This is a genomic window from Staphylococcus sp. GDY8P196P (assembly GCF_017891705.1).
GTDB lineage: Bacteria > Bacillota > Bacilli > Staphylococcales > Staphylococcaceae > Staphylococcus > Staphylococcus ureilyticus.
In genome coordinates this window covers 1-15,479 of the sequence record NZ_JAESJS010000022.1, presented here as the reverse complement: position 1 = coordinate 15,479, position 15,479 = coordinate 1, and the positions used below count along the sequence as shown (strand labels likewise).

Sequence of the window (15,479 nt, the reverse complement as noted above, 5' to 3'; positions counted from 1 at the left end):
TTATTTTGCACCTTCTAACAATTGTACAAAATCGTCCACTTTAAGAGATGCGCCACCTACTAATGCGCCATCGATGTCTGATTCTGCCATGTATTCTTTTATGTTGTTAGGTTTAACACTACCGCCATATTGAATACGTGTTGCTTCAGCAACTGATTGTCCTGATAAGTCTGCAATCGTTTCTCTTACAAATGCACACATTTCATTGGCATCTTTTGCAGTTGATGATTTGCCAGTACCGATTGCCCAAATTGGTTCATATGCAATGACAACTTGTTTCAATTGTGTTTCAGATAATCCTTCAACAGCTTTTTTCACTTGGTTACCAACAACTTCATTAGCTTTGCCACTTTCGCGTTCTTCGTCTGTTTCACCAACACAAATAATTGGAGTCATACCATGATTGAATACGGCATGTGCTTTTTTGTTAATATCTTCATCTGTTTCATGGAAGATTTCACGACGCTCAGAGTGTCCAATAACAACGTATTTTACACCTAAATCAGCTAATGCTACTGGTGATGTTTCACCTGTAAATGCACCATTATCTTCATAAAAAGCATTTTGTGCACCAATTTGTAAACCTTGTGCTTTACCTTCATTAACTGCTGTTACTAAGGCATCTAATTGAATTGTTGGAGCACAAATGACAGATTCTACCTCTTTAGTATCTGGTAATGCTGGTAATTCATTAATAAAATCTTTAGCCTCTTGAACTGTTTTGTTCATCTTCCAGTTACCCGCAATAATTGGTTTTCTCATTATATACACTCCTATTAGTAAATTATGATTAATGTTTAATCAAGTTTTGCTCGTAAATTAACGATTATTTATTAGCAATCGCAACGACACCTGGCAGTTCCTTACCTTCAAGATATTCTAATGAAGCACCGCCACCAGTTGAAATGTGACTAAAGTCATCAGCATATCCTAATGAAATCGCTGCTGCAGCTGAATCGCCACCACCGATAATTGTGTTTGCATCTTTCATTTCAGCAATTGCTTCACAAACCCCAATTGTACCTTTTGCGAAATTACTGAATTCAAATACACCCATAGGTCCATTCCAAACTACTGTATGAGCGCCTTGTAGTTTTTCTTTGAATAATTCTACAGTTTTCGGACCAACATCCATCGCTTCTTGGTCGGCAGGAATGTTATCAACAGAAACTTCTGTAATCTTCGCATCATTAGAAAATTCTTTTGCAACTTTACAGTCTACAGGTAATACAATTTGATCTCCTGCTTTTTCTAACAATTCTTTTGCAAAGTCTACTTTATCTTCTTCTAATAAAGATAAGCCGATTTCTTTACCTTGCGCTTTGAAGAATGTGTATGACATACCGCCACCAATAAGCACTTTATCTGCAATTTTCAATAAGTTAGTGATTACACCAATTTTATCTGAAACTTTAGCGCCACCAAGAATTGCAACTACAGGTTTATCTGGGTTTTCTACAACACCACCGATATATCTAATTTCTTTTTCCATTAGATAACCTGCTACAGTTTCTAAGTGAGCTGCAATACCTACGTTTGACGCATGTTTACGGTGTGCCGTTCCAAATGCATCATTTACAAATACATCACCTAATGATGCCCAGTATTCACCTAATTCAGGGTCATTTTTAGACTCTTTTTTACCTTCTAAATCTTCAAAACGTGTATTTTCAACTAATAGCACATCACCTTCATTTAAATCTTTAATTGAGTGCTCTAATTGTGTTCCACGTGTTTCAGGAACAAATGCCACGTCTTTATTTAATTTTTCAGCTAATGCATTAGCTACAGGTTTTAAAGTTAATTCTGCTTTATCACTTTCTTCTTTAACTTTTCCTAAGTGAGAGAATAAAACGACTTTACCACCTTGTTCAATAATATATTTTATAGTTGGTAAAGCTTGAACGATACGGTTGTCGTCCGTAATTTCACCGTCTTTCATAGGTACGTTAAAATCTGCACGTACAAGTACAGTTTTACCTTTTAACTCGATATCAGATACAATTTTTTTTGTCATGTAATCTTCCTCCTTTAGATGGATGAATAAAGTAAAATAAGCGGAGAAGCGTTGAGCTCCCCGCTTACTCCTAAGCTTATTGATTCAATTTCACAACGCTATACTTGTTAAACTAAAGTGAGCATCAAATTATTTAGCGTGACTTGCTAAATATTCTAATGTGCGTACTAATTGTGAAGTGTATGACATTTCGTTATCATACCAAGCTGCTACTTTAACTAATTGACGATCTCCAACAGTCATAACACGTGTTTGAGTTGCATCAAATAGTGAACCGTAAGTCATTCCGATTACATCAGAAGAAACGATTTCATCTTCAGTATAACCGAATGATTCGTTAGATGCATTTTTCATTGCGTTATTTACATCTTCGATACTTACATTTTTATCTAAAACTACTGTTAATTCAGTTAATGAACCAGTTGCAACTGGTACACGTTGTGCTCCACCGTCTAATTTACCATCAATTTCAGGAATTACTAGGCCGATAGCTTTAGCAGCACCTGTTGAGTTAGGGATAATGTTTTCAGCAGCTGCACGTGCACGACGTTTGTCACCTTTTCTATGAGGCGCATCTTGTGTGCTTTGGTCACCAGTGTAAGCATGAATTGTAGTCATGAAACCTTCGATTAAACCGAATTCATCATTCAACACTTTAGCAACTGGTGCTAATGAGTTAGTAGTACATGAAGCACCTGAAACAACGTCTTCTGAACCATCTAAAGTATCATGGTTAGTGTTGTAAACGATTGTTTTCAAGTCACCTTTAGCTGGTGCTGAAATCAATACTTTTTTAGCTCCTGCATTGATATGTGCTTCTGCTTTTTCTTTATCTGTAAATAAACCAGTACATTCTAATACTACATCGATATCTAAGTCTCCCCAAGGTAATTTGCTTGGATCTGGCTCAGAAAATGATTTAACTTCTAATCCGTTAACGCGGAAACCATTCTCTTCAACTTCAACTTCTCCTGTGAAGCGACCTTGTGTAGTGTCATATTTTAATAAATGAGCTAACATTTCATCATCTGTTAAGTCGTTTACTGCTACTACATCGATTCCTTCTACATCTTGAATTCTTCTGAATGCTAAACGACCAATTCTACCAAAACCATTAATTGCTACTTTAACTGCCATTATAATGGCCTCCTTTAAAATGATATTTAAAAAGTGGAATCACTTTTTATTACTATTATTCGCGATAATACTTGCCGCTCCTTCATCTGTGATTAACACAGTGTTTTTGGGGGCAATCGAAAGATAAGCTTTAATTGCCTCTCCTTTTGATTTACCCCCAGCAACGGCAAAGATAAACTTTTTCGATACAAGGTCTTCTAATTGAAGTCCGATTGTTTTTACTTTGTGAACGATCTGCCCTTGTTCATCGAAATAATATCCAAATGCTTCTCCCGAGGCATTGTGATGTTGAAGTTTTTCAATAACTTCACTAGGTGATTGACGTCTACGCGCCATCTTCAGCGCATCACCAATGCCGTGGATTGTAATATTTGCTTCTTTAATTTTTTCTAAAGTGTGTATCACTGAAGGCTCTAACATAAGTGTATTATACGTTGTTTCACTGACATTATCTGGTACATAGAGCGTTGTATAATCTCCATCTGTTTGCTGAGCCATACTGGCTGCAATCGTATTGGCTTGATATACAACGTTTTCACCAAGCCCACCTCTTGCAGGTACAAAAAATACGTCGTAAGGTTGCCGATGCATAGCTTCACTTACGTATGCCATCGTTGAGCCACCAGTAACTGCTACAGTTGCATGATCGTATAAAACATCTTCAACTAGCTGTCCGGCTTGTTTAGATAATTCAATTTTAACCGTTTTATCAGTGTCTGAATCACCAGGAATGACATAAACATCTTTAATGCCATATTTTTCTTTGATAATTTGAGCAAGGTGATGATCATCTGAATAAACGTTAAAATAACTATTGAGTTGGCGTACTGTCGTTTCACCAGCTTCAGTGATTTCCATACCTGTGGGTTTAACTTTGATAAGTGCTTGTTTCTTTAAAACATCTGTTTCAGAACGCAATACTCTTTCAGTTAAATCCATATATTCACTTAAACTACGTCTACCGACGGGTTGATACTGAGCGATAGTAGTGAGTATTGAAAAACGACGATACATCTTTTCAACAATTTCTGGGACAAGCTTTTGTTGAATTTTTATCAAGTTCTTCACTACTAACCTCCTCCGTTTCTATATACAAGGGTCAAGTTCTAACCATAGATTGACTTTTTACGTCCCTACTGGGACAAAAAAATATAACCTCTTATATTTGCTATAATACTACTATACATTTAAAAAAGCAAGAGAAATACTTCGTTCTTAAATAAAGTGAAATTTATACTTTTATAGTTCTATTCTCTGTATAAATATTTTACCCATTTTCTTTTTTTATTAATCATTTTCCACATGACATTTTTTAATTATATGTTAAACATAACATCATCAACATGCGTTTCTTTGAAACAATCTCCAATTATGCTTAAAATAAATATAAACTTAATGAGTTATTTTTCAGGAGGAATATACATGTCTAACAATAAACAACCAGAAGTTATAGACCCAGAAGATAAAAGATACAAAGATGACGATTACTTTAAACAAACGAAAGAACATTCTCAAAAAAATCCATATCAATCATTTAATTACAACAAACACATTGGTTGTCATTTAGGTCCATTTGGTTGTTTAGGTGGCTGCTTATCAATCATACTGCTTTTGTCACTCATTTCATATTTAGTGAGCTTATTATTTTAATCATTCTTTTTTTGTTTCATATGATTCTTACTACAAATGATAAGCTGCGTTTCATTCTAGTGCTTAATTCACATTAATATTTATAAAAAAACACGCACTGTATGTGACAGCGCGTGTTCTATAAATATAATTTTCTTTTTATATTTAATCTTCATCAGATGATTGTGAACTTTTTTCTGAGTTTGAATTATTATTTTGCGTTGAACGTTGTTGAGTATTTTGTTGCGTACTGCGTTGTTGTGTAGAAGGTTCATTCGTCTTCTCTTCTGTTGAAGGCTCAGATGTGCGCTCTTCAGTAGAAGGTTCACTCGTCTTTTCTTCTGTTGTTTTTTCTTCTGTTGAAGGTTCGCTTGTTTTTTCCTCTGTTGAGCGTTCTTCAGTAGTACGTTCTTCCTTCGTTTTTTCAGGTGAATCTTTTTCTTCCGTAGTTCTTCTTTCTTGTGTTCTAGGTTGCTGTGTCTGTTGGGTTTGTTGGGTTTGTTGGGTTTGTTGGGTTTGTTGGGTTTGTTGCGTCTGTTGTGTCTGAGGAACTTGTTGTGTTTGCTGTGTCTGTTGGGTTTGTTGTGTTTGGTTTGTTTCTTCAGTTGATTTTTCTTTTTTCTTGTCTTTTTGTTCCTTAGTTTTTTCTTTCTTTTTGTCTTTTTCTTCTTGTTTTTGGTCTGCCAAACGTTCATTGGCTTTATTTGAATGATCTACGAATGCAAAAATTGCAAAAACTAACCCACCTATAAGTAATAGGACAATCAATCCACTGATCAGTTTTGCGAAACCACTCATTTTTTTATTATCTTTGTCATCAAAATTGTTATTTTGATTATGCTTAGGCATATGCTCCCCTCACTTCAATTTATATCAAATCATCATTTTCAAATGGCATTTAACTTCATGTTAGAACTATATTTTACACTATTTCATTGATTAAACAACCTTATTAACCACATTTTAATGTAGATGTTACTTTGATTTCCAAACTATAGTAAAATAATCACATACAACACTTTTATTGTTGCTTCAACTTAATACTAATCTAATTTCGAATATTGTTTCAATACTTTTACTTAAATTATTCTTTTACTATCAATAATATCATAACAGGATGTGACTAGATTTTGAAAAAGTACGACTTATTTAATGAATCAAATCAATCACAAAAAAAGCCAACCCATTTGCGTCATATGATGAGCGAAAATGATAATGATGAATCAAAAATCCCAATTAAAACACGCTATAAACTTTTTATACTTGTGCTATTTTTGCTTTTAATCGCTTTTGGCATTATCGGCTTATTTATTTTATAATATGTAGTACTTCAATTACACTATTATAATGACATCAAAATAATTTCTACCGATTCAATGATGTATATTAAGAATCACAAAAAATTAGGCCTACACGATAATCGTATAGGCCTCTACTAAAGGGAGTCAAAATTTTACCTTCGCTAGTATATTATGGGGTATACTCGAAATAATTAAGAGATGATTAATTAATATCGAAGGTACCTTTATTATAACGACATATGATTTTATTTTAAATACATCTTTGACATAGTAAATGACATATTTTTGAACAAAATTCGAATAAATTTTGTCATACTCTTTATGAGATTTACTTGCATTTAAAGCCTGAACGATTCCATACTACAATTCTATGAGGTGATACTATGAAACACTATCTAATTACAGGCGGTACTGGTCTAGTAGGTACTCAGCTAATCGAGGCAATACAACAAAGTGATTCCAAAATCACGATATTAACAAGACAAAACAATGCTACATCACATCCTAAAATCACATATGTTAACTGGTCAGAACCGAATTGGGAAAGCCAAATTCCAGATATTGATATCGTGATCAATTTAGCCGGTGCTAGCTTAAATAATCGCTGGACCTCCTCACATAAACAAAATATTATGTTAAGTCGATTACAATCTACTCAGGCACTATACGACCTTTTTAAAAACAGAAAGCAAAAGCCAGCTGTATTCTTTAACGCCAGCGCAGTAGGTTATTACAAACCTGATTTAACACGTACATATACTGAGCTGTATCAAACATTACCATTTGATTTTTTATCTGAAGTGGTATATCAGTGGGAACGTTTAGCACGTCAATTTGAATCATTAGGCACACGAGTAATTATTGGCAGATTTGGAATGGTACTATCAAATCAAGGTGGTGCATTACCATTGATGAAATTACCTTATGATTTAAATGTCGGTGGTAAAATAGGTAGTGGTAGACAATGGTATTCTTGGATTCATATTGAAGATTTAACAAGAGCGATACTCTATACCATAAATAATGAAAAAGCACGCGGCGTATTTAATTTCACATCACCTATTGCAGAACATCAAAATATGTTTGGTTATACCATTGCAAGAGAAGTTCATCGCCCACACTATACATGGGTACCTTCATTTGCACTCAGACTTATCTTAGGTGAAATGTCGACAGTTGTACTTGATACTCAAAAAGTTTTACCTAATAAGTTGCAAGCACTAGATTTTGAATTCAAATACCCAAATCTGAAACTAGCACTAGAAAATTTAGTTCATTAAGAAAGGGACTATTTAAAAATGAAACAAGATAGTATTAGCCATATCTTATTATTCATTGCAGGTTTACTCCTCATCACCAATGGTATTTTGGTATTTGAAAAACCTGCTATTATGATCGTCATTTCTATGTCTTTAGTAATCATTGGATTATTGACGTTAGTCATTTCGATTATTTTAATTTATAAAAAGAAACAAAATCTCTTAAATAAACACTAATCATACTTTCAAAATATTATTAAAAAAACAAGCCACACATGTCAACCACATCGTATATGCATCATGCATTTTAGAAATGGTCGTACATTGTCGTGACTTGTTTTTTGTTACTTGTATGTCATTATTAGCTTACGCGATATATTATGATTCTGGCACCATAACATCATCGATTAAACCATATTCTTTAGCTTCTTCTGCTGATAAGAAGTTATCACGGTCAGTATCTTTTTCAATTTGTTCAATTGATTGACCTGTGCGCTCAGCTAAAATTTTATTTAATTTAGCACGTGTTTTCAGAATATGATTAGCGGCAATTTCAATTTCAGTTGCTTGACCTTGCGCACCACCAAGTGGTTGGTGAATCATTACTTCAGCATTTGGTAAAGCAAAGCGTTTACCTTTTGCTCCTGCTGCAAGTAAGAATGAACCCATAGATGCAGCCATACCAATACAAATCGTTTGCACATCTGGTTTAATGTGTTGAATTGTATCATAAATAGCAAATCCAGCAGTTACACTACCACCTGGTGAGTTAATGTAAAGATAGATATCTTTTTCAGCATCTTGTGCTTGTAAAAATAATAATTGTGATACGATAGAGTTGGCTACGTTGTCATCAATTTGTGAACCTAACATAATAATACGGTCTTTTAATAAACGTGAGTAAATATCATAAGCACGTTCCCCACGGTTTGTAGTTTCAATTACTGTAGGTATTAAATTCATTAATATTGCCTCCTTATTTCTAACTGATAAATTTATTTTAACCTAAAAGTCAAATATGGTCAAAAAATAACGCTTAGAATTTCATTAAACATTATAAATTATTGTTGACCAACACTTATAAGATTTGTACACTAATATTATTGTTATTTACCCCTCGTAGTGTAATGGATAACACATAAGATTCCGGTTCTTAGAATAGGGGTTCGATTCCCTTCGAGGGGATTAGTAAGTCATTTTCTCATTTTCACTCGATATCGCTAGTTGTCAAAAAGCTTGTGGTGTCGGCATTTTTTATATTTTATAGTGTCATTCGTTTTGATACGTTTTGAATTTCGCGTCCCCATTTAGTCCCCATTTTCATTTTAAGTCTAATATCTATTTCCAAAACCGGTTGCTTCTGCAACAATATCTCGAGTTTGCTTTCCTTTTTTTAGGTCAGGACCGGGGTCCTTACCTTGTTTTTTCACTGCCATTCTTTCTTTAGATTTTTTGGCTTCTATTCTTTCTAGCTGTTGTGCATAATCCATTCGTTCAGAATAAGTGAACTCTTTACGTTCTTCATTTTCACTTATATACAATCAGACTTTTTTGTCCGTTTGCTGTCGTCTTTTTTTTGGATAACAGTACGTGGTCATTTTTGACCGTGTACATTGCTTGCTCTTTTTTTGAGAAACCAAACCTCATACTCATTTTTGAGTAATAGCACATAAACTTTTTTGTGTGTGTACTTTTTACACACTCATTTTTGAGTACATACTTTTGGTTAAACATTTTTGTACGACCAATGTTACTGATTTTTTTACTTTCTTAGCTCTTTTTAATGTTGTTTCAGAAACGCCTGCTAATTTAGCCAATTCAGCGTTTTCTTTTACTGGTGTCTTGACTTTTTTACCGATAGGTTCAACTGGGCTTTTCGGTTTGTTTTGTTTCAAATTTGCTAATCTATTTTCTTTTGATTTCTCTTGCAATTCTTCTATTAAATCTTTGGTATTAAGAACAACATTTAACTTTTGATTTTTATTTAAAGTTCTTCTTTTAACAGCAGTGTCTCTTACGAATTTAAGTGCTTCGCTCTTTGTCATATCTTCCTTTATAGCTGATATTTCGTTTTGATTTAATTCCTGTAACGCCCTAACTCTGTAACGCTTTTTTATTACTTTTATCAAACCGTTTTAAAGCTAAACTTTCATCAATTTTCCAAACGTTTTCTACATACTCACGAAAAATGTACCGTCATTTAATTCTATTATAAAAAAACAAATCTCATTCATTTACAATTCATCCTATATAAGTATTGTATATATAATTATCCATCTTATAACTTCTTAATACAACACAAATCTTCTCTCAGAACGCAAAATACATCCCTACCTTTTATAAGATAGAGAAGTATGGGATTTACAAACTTATTATTACATTTATTACCATTTTTATATTGCTAAACATATATTCATATATATAGAAACATAAACAATATTAAAACTAGAGTTTTCATTAGTACATGCACTTTTTTGAGCTGTTACTCAATTTTAAGTAATAGTGTAATAAAGAACAGGTAAAAAAATCACCGAGTCTACAAATCTGGGGGGGCAAATTGGATTTTGGCCTGCCCTAATGATTCATTCACTCCTTATGGGTTAGCATTTTACGTCCTCTCTATTTTACAAGTATTGCTATAGTTATTACCAGTTGGATAATCTAAATCACTCAGATATGAGTAAATTTTTTACAGACTCTTCAATTTAGAGTTCTCTAATATATTCAAATCCAAATGTATAACATCACGCTTAAAATTTGCTCAAAGTTATCAAATAACCTTAATGTATAGTTTTAACATTTGGTCTGCGTTGCATCAACTAATTAAAATACATATATTAGGGGATATTTAATGCGTCAATTTTGTCTAACTCGAAAATTATTTTTGTTAATAGAATCCCTAAGTAAAATGACAATCAACGAACATGTAATGATAAATTTAGTTACTAACGCTCACCAACAGGTGAATGTTTTTATTTTGCTTGACCAAACTATGAGGAAATGATAATTTTTAAATAGACATACAATTCACATTCCTTTATTATTATTATTAAAACACACAAGTAAGAAAAGACAGGCTTTGTGCTTGTCTTTTCTTATTAAATTGCATAATTTAAAATAATGTGTCAAATTGTAAAAATGGCCATTAAACATATAATTATAATTAATATACTATAGATTATAAGGTCTTTCTGGTCTGGATTTTTTCTTGTAATAATATAATCAAATCAGTCAACACACTTAACAAATTTATATGAAATAAGCCTATAGGTTTTTTATTTATTTAAAAATTCATTTAGTGTAGAGTTATCACTTTCTTTTTCAATAAGATTCTCTATATTTTCATTGTCATTTTCTTTTGAACTTATAAATCCATCATCTATTAAACTTTCGATTCTATTTTCTACTTCTTTTGAGTTCCAACCTATTTTGTTGATTTCTTTTTTTGTAATCCATATATAATCTCCTTGGTTATTTATTTGTAATATAATCAAATGTATAACATAAATAGCAATAAAGATATTAAATTAATTTAAATATTAAAAAGTAGATCAAAGTTATAATAACTACCTATAAATTATACTCACCTATTTAGATTTGGATCACTTATAATAGAGGACTGTTTTAAATAAGAAACTTCATATAAATCTGCTAACCTCTTAATAAAATCAATTAAATTTCTTTCATTTATTAATTGATTTTCAAAATCTGTTTTTAATTGTATAAATTTATGTTTTTCTTGTTCGGTGCTTATCTTTTTGAAATACCCCCACATATGACAAAAGGCATTAATTATTGAACCTTTAGATGGTTTCTTACTTAATGCGTATTGAATTTTTTGCTGAACTAATTCGATTTCAGCATCGTTATTCATCAAATATCTAATGTCATTATAAGTATTGTGATCATGCCACAAAACTTCATATTTATATCTACTCCATAGTTTTTCTTTTTGAAGTCGTTTATTGATTTTAAATACCTACTTTCAATATTTAATTTAATAAAAAGGAATTCTTTTACTGGCTTCAATAATATCTTTAGTAAAGAAAAATTGTTTCCCTTGTCCAGTATATGCTGGATTAAGTATCAAATTTGCTTTAGCATTATATAACCATTCGGGATTTATTCCTGAATTCAAAATATCTTGAAACTCTTGAAACTCTTTATTCCAGTCTAAGTTGGGTTTCATTTATAATCACCTCGTAAATATAATAGAACTCTAGTTCGTATATGTAAATAAAAAAAGACAGACTAGACCATCTGCCTTATAAATTAAGAGTTATAATGCTAAAAACTGATAAATACATTTTAACATGACATTGAACTATCAAGCAAATAACCATCCCATAACATACTTGGGCAATTGTTATATGTAAAAATTAATAATTATAAAATAATATATATAGCTGTATGTAAGTTTACTATAGCATTAAATATTAGAATAAGCCTATTTTATAATCACTCTAATGTGATTAAAAGAAAAAATTTAGTTGTATAATAACCAAATAAAAAAGACGACTTTAAAAGTCGTCTAGTGTGTATTCGTTAGAAAGTGATAAGTGATTCCATTACCTATTATATACAATTTTAGTTATATTGCAAATATTCAATCATTTTAACTATTAACTTGTCTAACATCTGCTTAACTCTCTGCTCACCTACTTCGAATATACGAGCCATATCTTTGTAAGTTTTCCCCTCTACCATCAGTAAAAACAAATTAAACTCTTTGAATGTTCCTACTGTTTCGGCGGCCAATTCTAGTTCGTTTAAAAATATCGCATCTTCTGTATTTATTTGATCTATACGCTTATGGCCAACTTCTGCACCTAACTCAAAGAAATCATCTGTTTCAATGGGTTTGTCTTCATAATCATCGTTAATATGCTCGTGACAGCTCAATATAAACTGCTTAATCGTCTTTTTATCATACATAGCCGATTTCACTCGCCAATCGATCTAATATAGACGTTCTAGCACGCAACAATGCCCTTTGTTTAATACCGATAACGTCGCAAATAACGTCATCTGATAAGGTTTCCTTGTCCCACCACGTCAACTTGATAACTTGTTGCTTTAATAAAGAAGAATTATTATATACAGCAGTTATACCTTTAACCACATCACATATATTTCGGTACTGAAGGTCATTAACGCTATGAGGTCGGTTAATATACCAGTCACACAATCTGTGATAGTTCAGCATGTACTTAGATAACATTTTATAATTTACATCTTGATACTCAATAATCATATAGCAAGCACCTCACGTTCATTTTGTAGGCTTTTACGTTTAGATTCGATATAATCGTTGTAAATAACTTTATTGGCTTGTGTGCGCTTCTCATTGCGTTCTGAACGCGCTTTATGATGTATTTGGTATAAATCTCTTTGAAGTTTCTCTATGGCTTTGTGTGGCTTATATGAGCCGTTTGATTGCATGTATTGAATAACGGCCTTTTGTTCATGCGGTGGGTAGCGTTTAATCAACTTTTTAACTAGGTTCAGTCGCTTATTGGATTGCTTTTTATATCTATCCAGTTCTTCTTTTTTATCCACGATCCAACATACCAACTTTTCTAGTGGATACGAAGTGGTGATAACGCCCATTACATCATCACAGGTCATATGCGATGTATTAAGGCTATACATACATTCGATTTGTTCCTCTATTGCTTGTATTTTACGATTAATAAACATAGGATTATAAGCAGTTAGCAGTTCGTATTCAGTAATCTTTTCAACGGGATAATATCTTAATACTTGCTTACAGGGTTTTAGATGCATGTTATAACCTCATTTCTTTATATAGTTATATAAACGCTTATAAGTTTCTGCAACAGTTACAGAAAACCATCTCTTTCCAAAATTTGGAAGGCATTATTATATATTTAAGTTTGTACAACGAGATTTGCTATTTATTAGTTTATACATTCCAATTAATTGTTGTTATGACTCTTGCTAAAATTACGCATCATATTTTTTGAGATTAAAGGATATACCAAAAACGTCACAACCTAAGTAGATAACAAAAATAGTTATGTAGTAACGGACATTTTTGTCTATAGCTAGATAAGTATTTAAAAATGTTGATTACGTAGCTATTACTCAAAAAAGAGTAACAGCTCAATTCGCCAAAGTTTTTCTAAACTATCAATCATCTTTGCCTATGCCAAACTCTTCATATACTGATTTAGGCTTCTTACCTGTCACAAAATCACCTACGGGATCATACTCATTTTTTGTCTTAGGTTCCATAATCTTGAGACGTGCCTCAACAGTTAAGCCTAATTTGGGACAAATGGCGTTCATTGTATTCACGCTATCCCTTTGTATTGTGTAATGAGGTGAGAGTTTACTTCCACGTTCAGTCACAACCACCATTCCTTTTTCTTGAATTTTGAGTGTGGCATTTTTGTAGTTACTATATGTTTGGCAATAAGTAGCAAGCAGACCTTTGTCTAAATCTTTTATAGGTAATTCATTAATAAGTGGAAGTACTCTATACCATTCTTGAATAGCATCATCGTCTAAAAAATCGGGTGGTTCTTTTGATAAAGGTGTAAGCTCATTCATAGCTTTCTCAGTCGCATTTCTTTGTTCTTGTACATCTTTGGTACGATAAGCTTTTTGTTGTGATAATAGTTTTCTCTGTGACATTTATATCATCTCCTATAAATATTATGTATTTTTTAAGCGAGCGCTCGCTCGTATTCTTTAGTAATAAAGTCAGCGCTGTCTTATTGTCGGAAAATCTCGACGCTAATTCTAAAGAATTCATACACAAATGCGACCACGTGGTCGTTTTTTAGTTGGTCGCCGTCCAACTGTTGGACTTCGTTGTAATTTTGAACGGAATTATAAATATTCTTTTTCATAACTTCTTTTTGTAATGACTTTGGTGCATTTAAGAAATTGTCTTTTTGAACGTTGTCCAGATTTGTGGACAACTCATTTAAATTAATATAGTAATAAATTTTAAACTTATTTAAGTTATTGTTTACGTGCAATTGATTCAGAACGTTGTGCTTGTTCAAGTTGGGATTCGAGTTGAGTTTTTTCTTCGTCGCGTTGTTTGAGTTGTTTTTTGTATTCTTCTAATTCTCTAGTTGTTGCTTCATCGATTGACTTGTTACCGTTGTTTGTTTCAATACCATTTTCAATAACGTGATTGCGTTGTTCTTCAGGCATAGTCGCTAATTGATGCGTTTTATGCTGTCCATATGAACGGAGCGCTCCGTTATAATTTTCTCCAAATTCATTTGCAGAGCTTTTACTCAAACCAATTTTTTAACCCAATTTCTGAATTCTCCATGAACAAGGTCATTTTCTTTCACATGTTTCAATCTACGTCCAATCTCGAATATCGATTGACCTGCAATGTTTTGGTAACTAACACTCACAATTATTTGCTTGTGTTGTATATTGCGCCTATCCACGAAAAGATGAAAGAGAATAATACAAAGCTTAATATTGTAAGCATTAATAGAGACGTAGTTATTTCATCAAAAACTAGGCTCTGTGAGAAGCTCTATATTGCATTGAATGAATAGTTACATGGATTACAGGTCATTACGTGCCGTAAATCGCTTAAATTAGACTATTTCGTTAGTAATCATTGTGAAAAAATACACAATTTTAACTTTTCATTTCAAGATGCGGTTACGGATAAGGCGGGCTCGTTTAATTCGTTTTCAAAAAGGCTGGGCGCAAATTCAACGCCTCCCTTTAAATTTAGAAATAATTTTTTTCAAATTTCATTTTCTTTTTTATAATCTCCAGTATTATTTTCACTGCCCGATTAAATTATCTATCCGTTAAAATTTCCACCACTACTTTAATTATCTACTGGGCAAAATTAATTTACTTTCAATCTAAGTTTAGTTACTTTTTACTCTTTTCATACAACGTATTCTAAGCCCATTTAAGCCACATGTAAGATTGTTGAGTACCTAAATACATCTAAATAATAAATGTATGCTCTGTATAGCTCTCTAAATGGCTACAAACGGCATTGTATAATGCAAAGTATTCATGCTTAGTTATAACGTTTTGTATCTCGTAATTGCTTCTAACATTGTTCTTGCTTATCACTTTACGAACAACAATTATTATTTATATTTTTAAATCTCATTT

20 protein-coding genes and 1 tRNA gene are annotated in these 15,479 nt (G+C 32.3%); 5 read left to right on the top strand and 16 right to left on the bottom strand.

The features are described from left to right. From tpiA to KA814_RS13005, 4 genes are all read right to left on the bottom strand, one after another. Nucleotides 1-762, bottom strand: a complete 762-nt coding sequence (gene tpiA, locus KA814_RS13020) for a triose-phosphate isomerase (protein ID WP_064209491.1) — start codon at nucleotides 760-762, stop codon at nucleotides 1-3. A gap of 64 nt (nucleotides 763-826) precedes the next feature. Continuing rightward, nucleotides 827-2,017: a phosphoglycerate kinase gene (locus tag KA814_RS13015; RefSeq protein ID WP_046207450.1), complete on the bottom strand. Its 1,191-nt coding sequence runs from the start codon at nucleotides 2,015-2,017 to the stop codon at nucleotides 827-829. A 129-nt stretch (nucleotides 2,018-2,146) separates the two neighbouring features. Beyond that, entirely contained in the window at nucleotides 2,147-3,154 is a 1,008-nt protein-coding gene (gene gap, locus KA814_RS13010) for a type I glyceraldehyde-3-phosphate dehydrogenase (RefSeq protein WP_019469448.1), read from the bottom strand. Between the two features lie 39 nt (nucleotides 3,155-3,193). Continuing rightward, nucleotides 3,194-4,168 (bottom strand): sugar-binding transcriptional regulator, encoded by a 975-nt coding sequence (locus KA814_RS13005; RefSeq protein ID WP_226857817.1) that lies wholly within the window; start codon nucleotides 4,166-4,168, stop codon nucleotides 3,194-3,196. Nucleotides 4,169-4,576: 408 nt separating this feature from the next. On the opposite strand from KA814_RS13005, the gene KA814_RS13000 reads away from it, so the two are divergent. After that, on the top strand, nucleotides 4,577-4,804 hold the full coding sequence (locus KA814_RS13000; RefSeq protein WP_064209492.1) for a hypothetical protein: 228 nt from the start codon (nucleotides 4,577-4,579) through the stop codon (nucleotides 4,802-4,804). 144 nt (nucleotides 4,805-4,948) lie between these two features. Here the strand turns inward: KA814_RS13000 and KA814_RS12995 are convergent, their stop codons facing one another. Then, nucleotides 4,949-5,632, bottom strand: coding sequence for a DUF4887 domain-containing protein (locus tag KA814_RS12995; protein ID WP_064209493.1), 684 nt, complete (start codon nucleotides 5,630-5,632; stop codon nucleotides 4,949-4,951). A gap of 281 nt (nucleotides 5,633-5,913) precedes the next feature. Here KA814_RS12995 and KA814_RS12990 point away from each other — a divergent pair, with 281 nt between their 5' ends. The 3 genes from KA814_RS12990 to KA814_RS12980 all read left to right on the top strand — a co-directional run bounded on the left by KA814_RS12990 (nucleotide 5,914) and on the right by KA814_RS12980 (nucleotide 7,580). Further along, nucleotides 5,914-6,102, top strand: a complete 189-nt coding sequence (locus KA814_RS12990; protein ID WP_064209494.1) for a hypothetical protein — start codon at nucleotides 5,914-5,916, stop codon at nucleotides 6,100-6,102. A gap of 365 nt (nucleotides 6,103-6,467) precedes the next feature. After that, nucleotides 6,468-7,364, top strand: a complete 897-nt coding sequence (locus KA814_RS12985) for a TIGR01777 family oxidoreductase (protein ID WP_064209495.1) — start codon at nucleotides 6,468-6,470, stop codon at nucleotides 7,362-7,364. Nucleotides 7,365-7,382: 18 nt separating this feature from the next. Next, entirely contained in the window at nucleotides 7,383-7,580 is a 198-nt protein-coding gene (locus KA814_RS12980) for a hypothetical protein (RefSeq protein ID WP_064209496.1), read from the top strand. Nucleotides 7,581-7,721: 141 nt separating this feature from the next. Here the strand turns inward: KA814_RS12980 and clpP are convergent, their stop codons facing one another. After that, nucleotides 7,722-8,306 carry an ATP-dependent Clp endopeptidase proteolytic subunit ClpP gene (clpP, locus tag KA814_RS12975; RefSeq protein ID WP_046207443.1) on the bottom strand — a complete coding sequence of 195 codons (585 nt, stop codon included), beginning with the start codon at nucleotides 8,304-8,306 and terminating at the stop codon, nucleotides 7,722-7,724. A gap of 150 nt (nucleotides 8,307-8,456) precedes the next feature. Between clpP and KA814_RS12970 the strand changes: the two genes are divergently transcribed. Beyond that, a tRNA-Arg gene (locus KA814_RS12970) sits at nucleotides 8,457-8,528 on the top strand. Nucleotides 8,529-8,674: 146 nt separating this feature from the next. On the opposite strand, the gene KA814_RS12965 is transcribed toward KA814_RS12970, so the two are convergent. From KA814_RS12965 to KA814_RS12920, 10 genes are all read right to left on the bottom strand, one after another. Beyond that, entirely contained in the window at nucleotides 8,675-8,884 is a 210-nt protein-coding gene (locus tag KA814_RS12965; RefSeq protein WP_210122773.1) for a hypothetical protein, read from the bottom strand. Between the two features lie 153 nt (nucleotides 8,885-9,037). Further along, the gene (locus KA814_RS12960; protein WP_107523574.1) at nucleotides 9,038-9,388 is read right to left on the bottom strand and encodes a hypothetical protein; all 351 of its coding nucleotides are present in this window, start codon (nucleotides 9,386-9,388) and stop codon (nucleotides 9,038-9,040) included. A gap of 1,230 nt (nucleotides 9,389-10,618) precedes the next feature. Beyond that, nucleotides 10,619-10,837 carry a hypothetical protein gene (locus tag KA814_RS12955; RefSeq protein ID WP_210122779.1) on the bottom strand — a complete coding sequence of 73 codons (219 nt, stop codon included), beginning with the start codon at nucleotides 10,835-10,837 and terminating at the stop codon, nucleotides 10,619-10,621. Nucleotides 10,838-10,926: 89 nt separating this feature from the next. Beyond that, nucleotides 10,927-11,259: a DUF1722 domain-containing protein gene (locus tag KA814_RS12950; protein ID WP_245335675.1), complete on the bottom strand. Its 333-nt coding sequence runs from the start codon at nucleotides 11,257-11,259 to the stop codon at nucleotides 10,927-10,929. 81 nt (nucleotides 11,260-11,340) lie between these two features. Beyond that, complete coding sequence (locus tag KA814_RS12945) at nucleotides 11,341-11,532, bottom strand: hypothetical protein (protein WP_107523577.1); 192 nt, start codon at nucleotides 11,530-11,532, stop codon at nucleotides 11,341-11,343. 398 nt (nucleotides 11,533-11,930) lie between these two features. Continuing rightward, entirely contained in the window at nucleotides 11,931-12,278 is a 348-nt protein-coding gene (locus KA814_RS12940; RefSeq protein ID WP_210122772.1) for a hypothetical protein, read from the bottom strand. Next, the gene (locus KA814_RS12935) at nucleotides 12,271-12,597 is read right to left on the bottom strand and encodes a hypothetical protein (protein ID WP_204180562.1); all 327 of its coding nucleotides are present in this window, start codon (nucleotides 12,595-12,597) and stop codon (nucleotides 12,271-12,273) included. Before KA814_RS12935 ends, KA814_RS12940 begins: the two co-directional genes overlap by 8 nt. Then, complete coding sequence (locus KA814_RS12930; protein WP_064209743.1) at nucleotides 12,594-13,130, bottom strand: hypothetical protein; 537 nt, start codon at nucleotides 13,128-13,130, stop codon at nucleotides 12,594-12,596. Before KA814_RS12930 ends, KA814_RS12935 begins: the two co-directional genes overlap by 4 nt. Nucleotides 13,131-13,496: 366 nt before the next feature. Continuing rightward, nucleotides 13,497-14,003: a phage terminase small subunit P27 family gene (locus tag KA814_RS12925; protein ID WP_181187453.1), complete on the bottom strand. Its 507-nt coding sequence runs from the start codon at nucleotides 14,001-14,003 to the stop codon at nucleotides 13,497-13,499. A gap of 333 nt (nucleotides 14,004-14,336) precedes the next feature. Continuing rightward, a complete protein-coding gene (locus KA814_RS12920; protein ID WP_245335674.1) occupies nucleotides 14,337-14,624 on the bottom strand; it encodes a hypothetical protein in 288 nt (95 codons plus the stop codon). Between the last annotated feature and the right edge of the window lie 855 nt (nucleotides 14,625-15,479).

Coding starts and splice junctions, on each gene's coding strand:
- tpiA (WP_064209491.1), bottom strand. CDS start 762: ATGAGAAAACCAATTATTGCGGGTAACTGGAAGATGAACAAAACAGTT.
- KA814_RS13015 (WP_046207450.1), bottom strand. CDS start 2,017: ATGACAAAAAAAATTGTATCTGATATCGAGTTAAAAGGTAAAACTGTA.
- gap (WP_019469448.1), bottom strand. CDS start 3,154: ATGGCAGTTAAAGTAGCAATTAATGGTTTTGGTAGAATTGGTCGTTTA.
- KA814_RS13005 (WP_226857817.1), bottom strand. CDS start 4,168: ATGTATCGTCGTTTTTCAATACTCACTACTATCGCTCAGTATCAACCC.
- KA814_RS13000 (WP_064209492.1), top strand. CDS start 4,577: ATGTCTAACAATAAACAACCAGAAGTTATAGACCCAGAAGATAAAAGA.
- KA814_RS12995 (WP_064209493.1), bottom strand. CDS start 5,632: ATGCCTAAGCATAATCAAAATAACAATTTTGATGACAAAGATAATAAA.
- KA814_RS12985 (WP_064209495.1), top strand. CDS start 6,468: ATGAAACACTATCTAATTACAGGCGGTACTGGTCTAGTAGGTACTCAG.
- KA814_RS12980 (WP_064209496.1), top strand. CDS start 7,383: ATGAAACAAGATAGTATTAGCCATATCTTATTATTCATTGCAGGTTTA.
- clpP (WP_046207443.1), bottom strand. CDS start 8,306: ATGAATTTAATACCTACAGTAATTGAAACTACAAACCGTGGGGAACGT.
- KA814_RS12960 (WP_107523574.1), bottom strand. CDS start 9,388: ATGACAAAGAGCGAAGCACTTAAATTCGTAAGAGACACTGCTGTTAAA.
- KA814_RS12945 (WP_107523577.1), bottom strand. CDS start 11,532: ATGAAACCCAACTTAGACTGGAATAAAGAGTTTCAAGAGTTTCAAGAT.
- KA814_RS12940 (WP_210122772.1), bottom strand. CDS start 12,278: ATGTATGATAAAAAGACGATTAAGCAGTTTATATTGAGCTGTCACGAG.
- KA814_RS12935 (WP_204180562.1), bottom strand. CDS start 12,597: ATGATTATTGAGTATCAAGATGTAAATTATAAAATGTTATCTAAGTAC.
- KA814_RS12930 (WP_064209743.1), bottom strand. CDS start 13,130: ATGCATCTAAAACCCTGTAAGCAAGTATTAAGATATTATCCCGTTGAA.
- KA814_RS12925 (WP_181187453.1), bottom strand. CDS start 14,003: ATGTCACAGAGAAAACTATTATCACAACAAAAAGCTTATCGTACCAAA.